Source organism: Streptomyces sp. NPDC033845 (assembly GCF_055576225.1).
In genome coordinates this window covers 18,741-30,742 of sequence record NZ_JBVIRI010000019.1, presented here as the reverse complement: position 1 = coordinate 30,742, position 12,002 = coordinate 18,741, and the positions used below count along the sequence as shown (strand labels likewise).

Annotated in this window: 12 protein-coding genes and 2 pseudogenes; 1 reads left to right on the top strand and 13 read right to left on the bottom strand. The window is 73.2% G+C overall.

Annotated elements, in window-relative coordinates; translation table 11 throughout:
- Window positions 1-129 precede the first annotated feature (129 nt).
- Together tsf and rpsB are read right to left on the bottom strand one after the other, a co-directional pair.
- Complete coding sequence (tsf, locus tag ACZ50K_RS30160; protein WP_468908690.1) at window positions 130-966, bottom strand: translation elongation factor Ts; 837 nt, start codon at window positions 964-966, stop codon at window positions 130-132.
- Between the two features lie 133 nt (window positions 967-1,099).
- Complete coding sequence (gene rpsB, locus ACZ50K_RS30155) at window positions 1,100-1,987, bottom strand: 30S ribosomal protein S2 (RefSeq protein ID WP_468908687.1); 888 nt, start codon at window positions 1,985-1,987, stop codon at window positions 1,100-1,102.
- 252 nt (window positions 1,988-2,239) lie between these two features.
- Here rpsB and ACZ50K_RS30150 point away from each other — a divergent pair.
- Window positions 2,240-2,575: pseudogene (locus ACZ50K_RS30150) on the top strand (peptidoglycan DD-metalloendopeptidase family protein); the annotation flags it as partial.
- 120 nt (window positions 2,576-2,695) lie between these two features.
- Here the strand turns inward: ACZ50K_RS30150 and ACZ50K_RS30145 are convergent.
- From ACZ50K_RS30145 to lepB (ACZ50K_RS30095), 11 genes and pseudogenes are all read right to left on the bottom strand, one after another.
- The gene (locus ACZ50K_RS30145) at window positions 2,696-3,250 is read right to left on the bottom strand and encodes a TetR/AcrR family transcriptional regulator (protein WP_468908866.1); all 555 of its coding nucleotides are present in this window, start codon (window positions 3,248-3,250) and stop codon (window positions 2,696-2,698) included.
- 52 nt (window positions 3,251-3,302) lie between these two features.
- The gene (gene whiG / locus ACZ50K_RS30140; RefSeq protein WP_468908684.1) at window positions 3,303-4,139 is read right to left on the bottom strand and encodes an RNA polymerase sigma factor WhiG; all 837 of its coding nucleotides are present in this window, start codon (window positions 4,137-4,139) and stop codon (window positions 3,303-3,305) included.
- Window positions 4,140-4,378: 239 nt separating this feature from the next.
- Window positions 4,379-5,515, bottom strand: coding sequence for a DNA-processing protein DprA (dprA, locus tag ACZ50K_RS30135; protein ID WP_468908681.1), 1,137 nt, complete (start codon window positions 5,513-5,515; stop codon window positions 4,379-4,381).
- Window positions 5,512-7,155 (bottom strand): YifB family Mg chelatase-like AAA ATPase, encoded by a 1,644-nt coding sequence (locus ACZ50K_RS30130; protein ID WP_468908678.1) that lies wholly within the window; start codon window positions 7,153-7,155, stop codon window positions 5,512-5,514. Before ACZ50K_RS30130 ends, dprA begins: the two co-directional genes overlap by 4 nt.
- Window positions 7,155-7,517: a YraN family protein gene (locus ACZ50K_RS30125; RefSeq protein ID WP_468908675.1), complete on the bottom strand. Its 363-nt coding sequence runs from the start codon at window positions 7,515-7,517 to the stop codon at window positions 7,155-7,157. Before ACZ50K_RS30125 ends, ACZ50K_RS30130 begins: the two co-directional genes overlap by 1 nt.
- A gap of 142 nt (window positions 7,518-7,659) precedes the next feature.
- A complete protein-coding gene (locus ACZ50K_RS30120; protein ID WP_005311352.1) occupies window positions 7,660-7,968 on the bottom strand; it encodes a DUF2469 domain-containing protein in 309 nt (102 codons plus the stop codon).
- A gap of 55 nt (window positions 7,969-8,023) precedes the next feature.
- Window positions 8,024-8,515, bottom strand: coding sequence for an NUDIX hydrolase (locus ACZ50K_RS30115; RefSeq protein WP_468908673.1), 492 nt, complete (start codon window positions 8,513-8,515; stop codon window positions 8,024-8,026).
- Window positions 8,505-9,284 carry a signal peptidase I gene (gene lepB / locus ACZ50K_RS30110; RefSeq protein WP_468908670.1) on the bottom strand — a complete coding sequence of 260 codons (780 nt, stop codon included), beginning with the start codon at window positions 9,282-9,284 and terminating at the stop codon, window positions 8,505-8,507. Before lepB (ACZ50K_RS30110) ends, ACZ50K_RS30115 begins: the two co-directional genes overlap by 11 nt.
- 43 nt (window positions 9,285-9,327) lie before the next feature.
- The gene (lepB, locus tag ACZ50K_RS30105; RefSeq protein ID WP_468908667.1) at window positions 9,328-10,314 is read right to left on the bottom strand and encodes a signal peptidase I; all 987 of its coding nucleotides are present in this window, start codon (window positions 10,312-10,314) and stop codon (window positions 9,328-9,330) included.
- A pseudogene (gene lepB, locus ACZ50K_RS30100) lies at window positions 10,232-11,236 on the bottom strand (signal peptidase I); the annotation flags it as partial. The gene lepB (ACZ50K_RS30105) and the pseudogene lepB (ACZ50K_RS30100), both read right to left, overlap by 83 nt.
- Window positions 11,229-11,963 carry a signal peptidase I gene (gene lepB / locus ACZ50K_RS30095; RefSeq protein ID WP_468908665.1) on the bottom strand — a complete coding sequence of 245 codons (735 nt, stop codon included), beginning with the start codon at window positions 11,961-11,963 and terminating at the stop codon, window positions 11,229-11,231. The pseudogene lepB (ACZ50K_RS30100) and the gene lepB (ACZ50K_RS30095), both read right to left, overlap by 8 nt.
- Between the last annotated feature and the right edge of the window lie 39 nt (window positions 11,964-12,002).

Below are 12,002 nucleotides of genomic sequence, written 5' to 3'. Positions count from 1 at the left end.
TTGCCGACGGGTCCTCGCGGTTCCCTCTACGGCAATGGCCTCCTCGTCAGATCTGCGGTCGTCCCGCGCGAACGCGGGCGACTGCCTCAGACCCTACCGGGGCCCGGTGTCCGTCGCGTACGGACGGACTCAGATGCCGACCTTGATGCGGGTGAAGCGCTTCAGGGTGACGCCGGCCTCGTCCAGGATCTGCTGGACGGACTTCTTCTGGTCCAGCGCGTAGGGCTGGCCCAGCAGGGTGGCGTCCTTGAAGAACGCGTTGACGCGACCCTCGACGATCTTGGGGAGCGCGGCCTCGGGCTTGCCCTCGGCGCGGGTGACCTCTTCGGCCACGCGACGCTCGGACTCCACGACCTCGGCCGGGACGTCTTCCTTGGTCAGGTACTTCGGCGCGAACGCGGCGATGTGCTGGGCGATGCCCTTCGCGAGCTCGGCCTGCTCCTTGTCGAACTCGACGAGGACACCGATCTGCGGGGGCAGGTCCGGCATGGTGCGGTGCATGTACGCGGAGACGTAGCCGTCGGCGTACTGCGCGAAGCGGTCCAGGACGATCTTCTCGCCGAGGAGGGCGTTGGCCTCGTCGACGTACGCCTGGACGGTCTTGCCGGCCTCGATCTCGGAGGCGAGCAGCGCCTCCAGGTCGGCCGGGGAGGTCTTCGCGACGTGCTCGGCCAGCGCGTTGGCGACGTCCTGGAACTTCGTGCCCTTGGCGACGAAGTCCGTCTCGCACTTCAGCTCGACCAGCACACCGGTCGAGTTGTCAGCGGCGATCAGGGAGACGACGGCACCGTTCTCGGCAGAACGGCCCTCGCGCTTGGCGACGCCCTTCTGACCCTTGATGCGCAGTGCTTCCTGGGCCTTGTCGACGTCGCCGTCGGCCTCTTCCAGGGCCTTCTTGCAGTCCATCATGCCGACGCCGGTGAGCTCGCGGAGCTTCTTGACGTCAGCGGCGGTGTAGTTCGCCATGAGTCTGGGATTCTCTCTCGAAGTCGTAGATCTACGGGTGAACGGCGGGGGGCGGTGCTCGTGGCACCGTCCCCCGTCGTCATCGTCCGTGCTGCGAGTGCCCTGGGAGTGAACTCAGGGCGCTCTCAGTGGGTCAGGCCTGCTCGGCGTCGGCGGCCGGGGCCTCGACGGCCGGAGCGGCCTCGGCGGCGGGCGCCTCGGCGGCGGCCTCGGCCGGAGCGGCCTCGGCGTCGTCGGCCTTCTTCTCACCCTCGAGCAGGTCGCGCTCCCACTCGGCGAGCGGCTCGGCGGCGGCCTTCTCGCCCGGCTTCGAGTCACCGGTCGCAGCGCCGGAACGGGCGATGAGGCCCTCGGCGACCGCGTCGGCGATCACGCGGGTGAGCAGGGTGACGGAGCGGATCGCGTCGTCGTTGCCCGGGATCTTGTAGTCGACCTCGTCGGGGTCGCAGTTGGTGTCGAGGATCGCGACGACCGGGATGTGGAGCTTGCGCGCCTCACCGACGGCGATGTGCTCCTTCTTGGTGTCGACGATCCAGACGGCGCTGGGGACCTTCGACATCTCGCGGATACCACCGAGGGTCTTCTCCAGCTTGATCTTCTCGCGGGAGAGGACCAGGAGCTCCTTCTTGGTGAGGCCCGACGCGGCCACGTCCTCGAAGTCGATCGCCTCAAGCTCCTTCAGACGCTGGAGGCGCTTGTAGACGGTGGAGAAGTTGGTGAGCATGCCGCCCAGCCAGCGCTGGTTCACGTAGGGCATGCCGACGCGGGTCGCCTGCTCGGCGATCGCTTCCTGCGCCTGCTTCTTGGTACCGACGAACATGATGGAACCGCCGTGGGCGACGGTCTCCTTGACGAACTCGTAGGCGCGGTCGATGTACGACAGCGACTGGAGCAGGTCGATGATGTAGATGCCGTTGCGCTCGGTGAAGATGAAGCGCTTCATCTTCGGGTTCCAGCGACGGGTCTGGTGACCGAAGTGGACGCCGCTTTCCAGCAGCTCCCGCATCGTGACGACGGCCATGGCCGTATCTCCTTGAATTCTCGGTTGCATCCTGACGCCCCGCCGCGCCCTCCCCCCGAACAGGGACCGAGAGACGCTGTCACCAGGCCGTTTCCGGGCCGGTGCTGGGGCGTGCGAAGTCGACCCGGTGACCCGGATCGCCACAAGAAGTGTACGGGACCCGGAACCGTGCCGGGTGACGCCCTTTTCCACAGGGCCCCGGCCGTCCACAGGGCGGGGCCCCGGGTCCCCGCCGGGCGGGACGCTCGGGGCATGACCGCGCTGCTGCTCGTCCTGTTCCTGGCCCTGGTCCCCGGGGCCGTCCGTCCGCTGCCCGCTCCGCTGGAGGTGGTCCGCTGGTGGGACCCCCCGCCGACGCCGTATGCGGCGGGGCACCGGGGGGTGGACCTGGCGGCCCCGGTGGGGGCCCGGGTGCGGGCGGTGGGCCCGGGGCGGGTGCACTACGCCGGGCGGGTGGCGGGCCGCGGGGTGCTCTCGCTCACCCTGCCCGGCGGGCTGCGGACCACCTTCGAGCCGGTGCGGCCGCTGGTCGCGGCCGGGGAGGTGGTGCGGGCCGGGCAGCCGGTGGCGGAGCTGGAGGCCGGCGGGCACTGCCCGGTGTCCTGTCTGCACTGGGGACTGCTGGCCGGCGAGCTGTATCTGAACCCGCTGGGCCTGCTCCCACGCCGCTCACCGCGGCTGCTGCCGTTGGCCGACCCGGGGGCGGACTCAGCCGCGGACCCCGCGCAGGGCCATGCCCACGGCGGCCTCGGTGACCGATCCGGGGTCCTCCGCGCCCAGCTCGATCCGGCGGACGGCGGCGTCCACCACGCCCTGCAGGAGCATCGCGGCCAGCCGGGGCTGCTCATGGCCGAGCGCTGCCAAGGCCTGCACGATCATCGCGACCAGCCCGCCGTGCGCGGCGCGGATCTTGTCCCGGGCCCCGGCGTCCAGCTCGCTGGCCGAGATGGCCACCACGGCGCGGTGCCGGCGGTCCCCGACCAGGGAGAGCTGCTGGCGCACATAGGCCTCGATCTTGGCCTCGGAGCCCTCCGCCGCCTCCATGGCGGCCTCGATCTCGGCGGCCCAGACCGGGAAGTCCACGGCACAGAGTTCCTCGACCACGGCCGCCCGGGACCGGAAGTACTCGTACACCGAGGACCGGGCGAGGCCGGTCCGCTCGGCGAGGGCGGGGAAGGTCAGGGCTTCCGTCCCGCCTTCCGACAGCAGGGAGCGCGCGGCGTCCAGCAGGGCGCCTCGCTGCATCGTCCGGTGCTCGGCCACGGAGGCCGCTCGAATCCTGGGCACGTCACCACTGTACGGAGGGGGCGCAAGCTCAGCGCCCGACATCCGCCAGCTTGGCCCGGAGCTGGAGCACCGACTTGGTGTGGATCTGGCTGACCCGGCTCTCGGTGACCCCCAGCACATGGCCGATTTCGGCCAGCGTGAGCCCCTCGTAGTAGTAGAGGGTGACCACCGTCTTCTCCCGGTCGGGGAGGGTGTTGATGGCCCGGGCCAGGAGTCTGCGCAGCTCCCGATCCTCCGCCACGGCCACCGGGTTGTCGGCGGCGGTGTCCTCCAGGGTGTCCATCAGCGAGAGCCGGTCGCCGCCCTCGCCGCCGGCGTGCAGCAGCTCCTCCAGCGCGACCACGTTCGCCAGCGACAACCGGCTGAAGACCGAGTGGAGTTCCTCCACCCCGATGCCCATCTCGGCGGCCACCTCCGCCTCGCTGGGAGTGCGTCTCAGCTGGGCCTCCAGGGTGGCGTAGGCCCGCTCCACCGCGCGGGCCTTCTGCCGGACCGAGCGCGGGATCCAGTCCAGGGCGCGGAGTTCGTCGATCATCGCGCCGCGGATCCGGGTGATCGCGTACGTCTCGAACTTGATGGAGCGCTCGATGTCGAACTTCTCGATGGCGTCGATCAGTCCGAAGACTCCGGAGGAGACGAAATCGGCCTGTTCGACATTGGGCGGCAGACCCACGCTGACCCGGCCGGCCACGTACTTCACCAGGGGCGAGTAGTGCAGGATCAGCTGCTCCCGCAGCCGTTCGTCACCCGTTTCCTTGTACGTGCGCCACAGCGCGTCCAGGGACGAGGGCGCGGTGGACCGCTCGCCGCTCCGGGCAGCGGGGGGTGTAGCGGCGCGGTCAGACCCTGAGGTGTGCTGGGGCATGCTCCGCCTTTGTCGGGGCCGGATTCCTTGCGAGCGTAGCGTGACTGAAGTGTCGCGGTCCGCGAAGAGTACGGGATCCGCCGGGGGCTCCAGGGCTCCCGGCGGGCCCCGGGCGGCCCGGGACCGGCGCCTCGCGCACGGTCCCGGCGGCCGGCCCGGGGAAGACGGCGTCTCTCATCGGCTTCACTCTTTCACCGGAACGTCCCAGGTCAATGACCGCCTCGCCGGACCGCCGGGGTTCACCTGCCCGTGGTATCCGGCCGCGGGGTCAACCGCCATCCCTCGCCATGCCGTTCGACGAACCCCAGAGAGTGAAGTTCGTACAGTCTGCCGATGACTTCATCGGTGCCGGTGCCGGCGGCCGGTGCCAGCGCGGCCGGTTCGACGACCCGGCCGGCCGGCAGCGCCTCCAGGACCCGCGCCGTGTCCGGCGGCAACAGGTCCCGGGGGAGCACCGGTCCGCGCCGGACCGGTGCCAGCTCCCCCATGCCACCGGCCAGTTCGACCACCTCGGCGGCGTCGGTGACCAGGACCCCCTCCCCGCGCAGCAGTTCGTGCACCCCGGCGGAGAGTCCGCTGGTGGCCGGGCCGGGCACCCCCATCACGAACCGGCCCAGGTCCCGGGCCCGCCGGGCGGTGACCAGCGACCCGCTGCGATGGGCCGCCTCCACCACAACGGTGCCCCGGGTGAGGGCGGCGATCACCCGGTTGCGGAGCACGAACCGGCTGGGGGTGGGGTGGCTGCCCGGCGGGAGCTCCCCGATGAGCAGTCCCTGCCCGGCGATCCGGCCGAGGAGTCCGGAGTGCCCCTTGGGATAGGCGACGTCGGTCCCGCAGGCCAGCACGGCGGCGGTGGCGCCGCCGGCCGCCAGCGCCCCCCGGTGGGCGGCGGCGTCGATCCCGTACGCCGCGCCGGAGACCACCACCCAGCCGCGTTCGGCGAGCCCGGCGGACAGGGTCTGCGCCATGTGCGCGCCGTACGGGGTGCAGGCCCGGGCTCCGACCACGGCCACCGAGCGCAGGGCCCATATCCGCAGGTCGGCGCTGCCCCGCAGCCAGAGGCCCACCGGGCGGGCGGGGCCCAGGTCGTCGAGCTGGCGGGGCCAGTGCGGGCTGCCGGGGACCACGAACCGGCCGCCGGCCCGGGCGATCGCCTCCAGGTCCCGCTCGGGCTCGGCGGCGGCCGCCCGGGCCCGGTACCCGTCCAGCCGCTCGGCCCGGACTCCCGGCAGCGGTGCCCGCCCGGCCCGCAGCAGCCGGAGCAGTGCCACCGGGCCCAGCTCCCCGAGCCAGCGCCCGCCGAGCTCCTCCCCCGGCTCCAGGACCCGGGTCAGGGCGGCGCGGGCCAGCAGCTCCGCCCGGTGGTCCCCGGTCACCGGGCGCCCGCCGGGAGGAGCGGGGTGCCCCGGGCGATACCGGTGCGGAGCTCCAGGGCGAGCCCCACCTCGGCGGCGCCCGGCCGGTCGCGCCCGGCGAGATCGGCCGCCGTCCAGGCCACCCGGAGCACCCGGTCCAGGCCCCGGGCCGTCAGCAGCCCCCGCTCCAGGTCCCGTTCGGCTTCGAGCAGCGCGCCCGGGGCGGGCTCCCAGCGGGTGCGCAGCTCGTGCCCGGGAACCTCGCTGTTGAGGGTCCAGGGGGTCCCGGCGAGCCGGGCGGCGGCCCGGGCCCGGGCCTCGGCCACCCGTGCGGCGACGGCCGCGCTGGGCTCCCCGCGCCCGCCCCGCCCGAGCAGATCGGCCCGGCCGACCGGTTCCACCTCCACCCGCAGGTCCACCCGGTCGAGCAGGGGCCCGGACAGCCGCGCCTGGTACCGGCGCACCGCCGAGGGCGGGCAGTCGCATCCGGCGCCGTGCCGGCTGTGCCGGCCGCACGGGCAGGGGTTCGCGGCGAGCACCATCAGGAACCGGGCGGGCAGCCGCATCACCCCGGCGGCCCGGGCCACCACCACGTGCCCGGACTCCAGGGGCTGGCGGAGCGCGTCGAGGGCGCGGGAGCTGAACTCGGGGGTCTCGTCCAGGAAGAGCACCCCCCGGTGGGCGAGGGAGACCGCTCCGGGGCGCGGGATGCCGTGTCCTCCGCCGACCAGGGCCTGCATGCTGGCCGAGTGGTGCGGGGCGCAGTAGGGCGGGGAGTCCACCAGGGGCTGTCCCGGGGGCAGGATCCCGGCGACCGAGTGGACCGCGGTGACTTCGAGGGCCTCCTGCCGGGTGAGCGGGGGCAGCAGTCCGGGGAGGCGTTCGGCGAGCATCGTCTTGCCCGCCCCGGGCGGTCCGGACAGGAAGAGGTGGTGGCCGCCGGCCGCCGCCACCTCCAGCGCCCGGCGGGCGGCGTACTGCCCGGCCACCTCGCCGAGGTCCGGTGCCTCGGCCCGGTTCGGGGGTCCGATCCCGGCCGCCGAGGCCGCTCCCGGGATCAGCAGCCCGGCGAGCATCGGGTCCGGGCCGCCCCGGCGGTCCGCCGGGGTGTCGGGATCCTCCTCCCCCTCGGCCGCGGCGGCGGAGGCCGGGTCGGCGAGCAGGGCGATCAGCTGGCGGAGGCTGCGGACCGGGAGGATCTCGGCCTCCGGGACCAGGGCGGCCTCGCCCGCGCACTGGTGGGGGACGACCACCCGGTGGTGGCCGCCCTCGACGGCGGCCAGGACCGCCGGGAGGATCCCCCGGACCGGGCGGACCCGGCCGTCCAGGCCGAGCTCGCCGATGAGGACCAGGTCGGCGATCAGGGCCGGGTCGACGCGCTCGGCCGCGGCCAGCACCGCGAGGGCGACGGCCAGGTCGAAGCCGGCTCCGGACTTGGGCACCGAGGCCGGGCTGAGGCCGACGGTGAGCTTCTTCTGGGGCCATTCGGCACCCGAGTTGACCACGGCGGCCCGGACCCGGTCCCGGCTCTCGAACAGGGTCTTGTCGGGCAGTCCGACCAGGGTGAAGGCCGCCAGACCCGGCTCCAGGTCCGCCTGGACCTCGACCACCACGCCGTCGACCCCGGTGAGGGCCACCGAGCAGGTCCGCGCGAACCCCATCAGGCCACCCCCCTGAGGTGTTCCACGACGGGCGCCCCGCGCCGGGGCAGCAGCACTCCGACCAGGTCGATCCGGACCCCGCCCGGCGGTGGTCCGCCGTGGTCCGCCAGCCAGCGTTCGGCGAGCCGGCGCAGCCGCTCGGCCTTCACCGGCCGGACCGCGGCCGCCGGGTGTTCGAAGGGCCCGGCCCGGCGGGTCTTGACCTCGCAGACCACCAGGGCGTCACCGTCCCGCGCCACGATGTCGATCTCGCCGCCCGGCCCGGACCGCCAGTTCCGCGCGATCACGGTCATCCCGGCCTCGGTCAGCCGCCGCGCGGCCAGTCCCTCGCCGTACCTGCCCAGTGCCCGTCGTGCGTCCATTCGGCACCACCTCCGGTACCGACGGTCCCGCACCCCCGCCCACCCGGTGGATCTTGGTGGACGGCCGGGCCGTTGTGGACGACCGGCTCACCCCCAGGAGTGAGGGGGCGGCCGCCGGGAGCGGGCGGAGGCGCCGGCCGGATCAGCTGCCGGGCAGTTCGAGGTCGCTCTTGTTGAGCTCCTCGATGTTCACGTCCTTGAAGGTCAGCACCCGGACCTGCTTGACGAAGCGGGCGGGCCGGTACATGTCCCAGACCCAGGCGTCCGCCATCGACACCTCGAAGAACACCTCGCCCTGGACCGAGTGCACCTGCATCTCGTAGTCGTTGGTGAGGTAGAAACGGCGTTCGGTTTCGATCACGTACTTGAACAGCCCGACGACGTCGCGGTACTCGCGATAGAGCTTCAGCTCCATCTCGGTCTCGTACTTTTCGAGGTCCTCGGCGCTCATGGCATGTTCCCCTTCAGCCGTGCGTCCCCCTATTGTGCGCCAGTGCCGCCCGCCCCTAAACGATTTCAGGGTCCAGGACCACCGGCGCAACCGGAGGACCTTCGTCGAGCAGTCTGCGGAGCAGCTCGGCGAGTCTGGTCGGGTACACCGTCTCACGTGCCGCCAGCAGTTCCTCGGAGGTCCACCACCTGGCACCGGAGACGCTGCGCCGCTCCAGCTCGGTCAGACCGGCCGGGCTGGTCTCGGTCTGGGCGGTTCGGGCCAGGAAGTACCACTCGTCCTGCTCCCAGCGGCGCCCGTCGAACGGGAAGGAGCAGTACCGCCGCCACAGTACCGGCCCCAGTTCCACCTGTGTGATCCCGGTCTCCTCGGCCAGCTCCCGCAGGGCCGCCTCGGCCCGGGACTCGGCGCCCTCCAGGCCGCCGCCGGGGGTGAACCACCAGTCCTCCGCCGGATCGGCCGGTTCGAAGCCGTGCAGCAGCAGGATCCGGTCGGCCGGGTCGAGCAGGACCACCCTGGAGACCCTGCGGGGCCGCTCAGCCGACACGGGAGGGCTCCCGGGCCGCGCGCGCGGCCCGGCCGGCCGCGCCGAACCTGCGGGCGAGGGGCCCGTACGCCGCTCCGGCGACCACCAGGAAGGCGCCGACCAGCACCGCGGCCACCTGGAGCCGCAGCGGGCCGGGTGAGGACACCCCGCCGGGCAGCCCCGCGTAGGCCCGGGGGCGTTCCAGCATCTGTCCGGAGGGCCAGGCCCTGGCGTCCACCCGGGCGGTGACCGCGGAGCGGTCCACGGTGCCCTGGCCGGCCTCCTGGAGGTGGGCCCGGGAGTCCAGCGAGGCGGCCCGCCGGTCGCCGAGCAGGAACAGCTTGCCCTCCGGGACCTTCACCTCGAACGGGAGCTCGGAGGCTATCCCGGACTTCCGGCCCGTGCCGTCGGAGGAGACGGTGTCGATGTAGGGCTCGTCGAGCTCCTTGCCGTTGACCGTGAGCCGGCCGCCCTGGGTGCAGCAGCGGACCGTGTCCCCGCCGACGCCCACCACCCGCTTCACCATCGGGGCGTTGCTCCACAGCACGTCGGTGAAGACCACCACGTCGCCCCGGTGCACCCGGTCGCCGTCGATCCGCTGCGCGAGGACCCGGTCCCCGGGCATCACGGTGGGCATCATCGAGTCGGTGGGCACGGTGTACGGCCGGTAGACCAGCGCCCCCCAGACGAATCCGCCCAGGAACAGCGTGAAACCGATGGCCACGGCCAGCCCCGACAACAGGTTGCCGAGGCGGCCGTGGCCACCGTTCGTTCGTGCCGATCCGCCCATCCCAGCGCCCCCCACACTCCGGAGTTCCTCGATGGGCGGCAATCTACCCGGCGGTAGTGTCCCGGGTCACGGGGGTGGTCTCCCCCGCCGGGGCGGATCCGGCCGGACCGGTCAGCCTGCGGCGGCGCCACAGCACCAGCGGGACCGCTCCGGCCACGCCCAGACCGGCCGGGGCCAGGCCCAGGGCGGTCGCGGCGGTCTGGTCGCCGATGCCGGGCTGCTCGAAGGTCTTCGGGATGGGGAGGGTCGCCCAGCGGGTGACCGGCCAGGCCACCACCACGGCACGGCCGACGACCTCGGAGTTGGGGACGAAGCCCTTGGTCTCGTCGTCCTGGTGGTACCGGGAGTCGTAGGAGTTCTGGCGGTGGTCGCCCATCACCCAGATGTGGTCCTTCGGGACCTTCAGCGGGCCGAAGGGCTTGTCGTCGCACGGGGTGTTGCCGGGGTAGATGTACGGCTCGTCCAGGGCCTTGCCGTTGACCTTGACCGGGCCGCCCTTCTGGCACTCCACGGTGTCCCCGCCGATCGCGATGGTCCGCTTGATCAGGTCCTTCTCCTCGGCCGAGGGCATCAGACCGATGAAGCTGAGGACCTTCTGGAGGACGTTGGGGTCGGGGGTGGGCTCCCCGGCCAGCCAGGCCGCCGGGTCGTGGAAGACCACGACCTCGCCGCGCTCGGGCTCGGAGCCGAACCACGGGGTCAGCTTGTCGACCAGCACCCGGTCGCCCCGCTGCAGGGTGTCCTGCATGGAGTCGGAGGGGATCGAGAAGGCCTGCACCAGGAAGGTCTTGATCAGCAGGGCCAGCAGCAGGGCGATGCCGATGAGGAGGGGCAGCTCCTTCCAGAAGGAGCGCGGGCGCGGGGCGGCTTCGCCGTCCTCCGGGTCCGGGGTGACCGGGGCGTCGTCGCCGGGGCCCGCCGGCGGCGTCGCGGAAGCGGACGCGGAGTCCTCGCCGGCCTTGTCCGCCCGGCCGGGCCGCTCGGGCCGGTCCTCCGGTTCCTCGCGCCCGGACCGTGCGCCTACTGCCACGTCCCCCACATCCACTCCTCAATTCGCATTCCCGCCCGCGCCGGATCAGACACGAGCCCTCCACTCCCCTAACGAGCGGGAGTTCCCTAAGGGTCGGGAGACGGAGGACACACTATGCGAACGGCCTGGGGCGTCTGCGCCCCCGGCGCGCGGGATCGGGTACGGAGGCGAACACGGCGGGCGGTTCCAGCCGTTTCCAGTGGCCGGTGGGCCAGGCGATCACGAAGGCCCGGCCGACCACGCCGGACTCGTCGATGGTGCCCTGGAAGGGCTCGTCCAGGTGGTAGCGGGAGTCCGCGGAGTCCCCGCGGTGGTCGCCCATGACGAACAGCCGGCCCTCGGGGACGGTCACCTGGAACCGGATCTCGGAGGGGCTGTTCCCGGTCCGCACATAGGGTTCCGTGAGGGCGTAGCCGTTGACGCTGACCCGGCCCTTGGCGTCGCAACACTTGACGGTGTCCCCGCCGGTCCCGATCACGCGTTTGATCAGGTCCTGCTCGTCGGCGGAGGGCAGCAGCCCGATGAAGGTGAGGGCCTGCTTGACCTGCTTGACCACGACGGGGTCGGTGTGGGAGCGGGCGGTCTCCTCGCGGAGCCAGCCGCCGGGGTCCTTGAAGACGACCACGTCGCCGCGTTCGGCCTTGGCGCCGAACCAGGGGGTGAACTTGTCGACGAGCACCCGGTCGCCGATCCGGATGGTGTCCTCCATCGAGCCGGAGGGGATGAAGAAGGCCTGCACCAGGAAGGTCTTCAGCAGCAGGGCGATGCACAGCGCGACCGCGACCAGCAGCGGGAGCTCGCCGACCCGCCGGGTGCGGCGCCGCCGCCGGACCTTGCGGGCCAGCCGGCGCCGCTCGGCCCGGCCGCCGAGCACGGCCAGCTCCTCGTCGCGCTCGCCGCGCGCCCGCCCGCGGCTACCCATGCGTACCGCTCGATCCACCGGTTCTCCCCCAGCGCGAGAGCGGCCAGCCGATCCATTCGGCCCGGCCGATGACCTTCTCCTCGGGGACCATCCCGCCGCCCGGTTCGCCGAGGTGGTCGCGGGAGTCCCGGGACTGGGACCGGTGGTCGCCCATCACCCAGAGGGTGCCCAGCGGTACGACGATCCGGAAGGGCACCTTGGAGGGCTGGTCGCCGGGGTAGAGGTAGGGCTCGTCGAGCGGCCGGCCGTTGACCGCGAGCCGGCCGCGGGCGTCGCAGCACACCACGTCGTCCCCGCCCACGCCCACCACCCGCTTCACGAAGTCGGTGTCGGCCGGCTCGGCGAGCCCGAGGGCCGCCGCCGCGCCGCGGAGGGCCTCGCCCACCGGGTTGCCGGCGGCGGGTTCCCGTACGAAGGATCCGGTGCCGTCGAAGACCACCACGTCGCCGCGGGCCGGGCGGTCGCCGAACCGGTACGCCAGCTTGTTGACCAGGACCCGGTCGCCGACCTCCAGGGTGGGTTCCATGGAGCGGCTGGGGATCAGGAACGGCTGGAGCACGAAGTTGCCGAACAGCAGCGCCGCCACCGCGCCCACGACCCCGGCCAGCGCGGCCCGTCCCAGGCCCGTCCGCGGCAGCCAGGACCGCAACAACGCGAAACGCGGCCGCTCCGCCCCCTGGTCGGGGGTGGAGTGGCCGCGCTGCGTGGGTCCTGCTTCGGTGTCCATCGGGGGGAGCCTATCCGGCCTCCCCGGGGACCCGGAGGG

Coding starts and splice junctions, on each gene's coding strand:
- tsf (WP_468908690.1), bottom strand. CDS start 966: ATGGCGAACTACACCGCCGCTGACGTCAAGAAGCTCCGCGAGCTCACC.
- rpsB (WP_468908687.1), bottom strand. CDS start 1,987: ATGGCCGTCGTCACGATGCGGGAGCTGCTGGAAAGCGGCGTCCACTTC.
- whiG (WP_468908684.1), bottom strand. CDS start 4,139: ATGCCCCAGCACACCTCAGGGTCTGACCGCGCCGCTACACCCCCCGCT.
- ACZ50K_RS30130 (WP_468908678.1), bottom strand. CDS start 7,155: ATGGGGTTCGCGCGGACCTGCTCGGTGGCCCTCACCGGGGTCGACGGC.
- ACZ50K_RS30125 (WP_468908675.1), bottom strand. CDS start 7,517: ATGGACGCACGACGGGCACTGGGCAGGTACGGCGAGGGACTGGCCGCG.
- ACZ50K_RS30120 (WP_005311352.1), bottom strand. CDS start 7,968: ATGAGCGCCGAGGACCTCGAAAAGTACGAGACCGAGATGGAGCTGAAG.
- lepB (WP_468908670.1), bottom strand. CDS start 9,284: ATGGGCGGATCGGCACGAACGAACGGTGGCCACGGCCGCCTCGGCAAC.
- lepB (WP_468908665.1), bottom strand. CDS start 11,963: ATGGACACCGAAGCAGGACCCACGCAGCGCGGCCACTCCACCCCCGAC.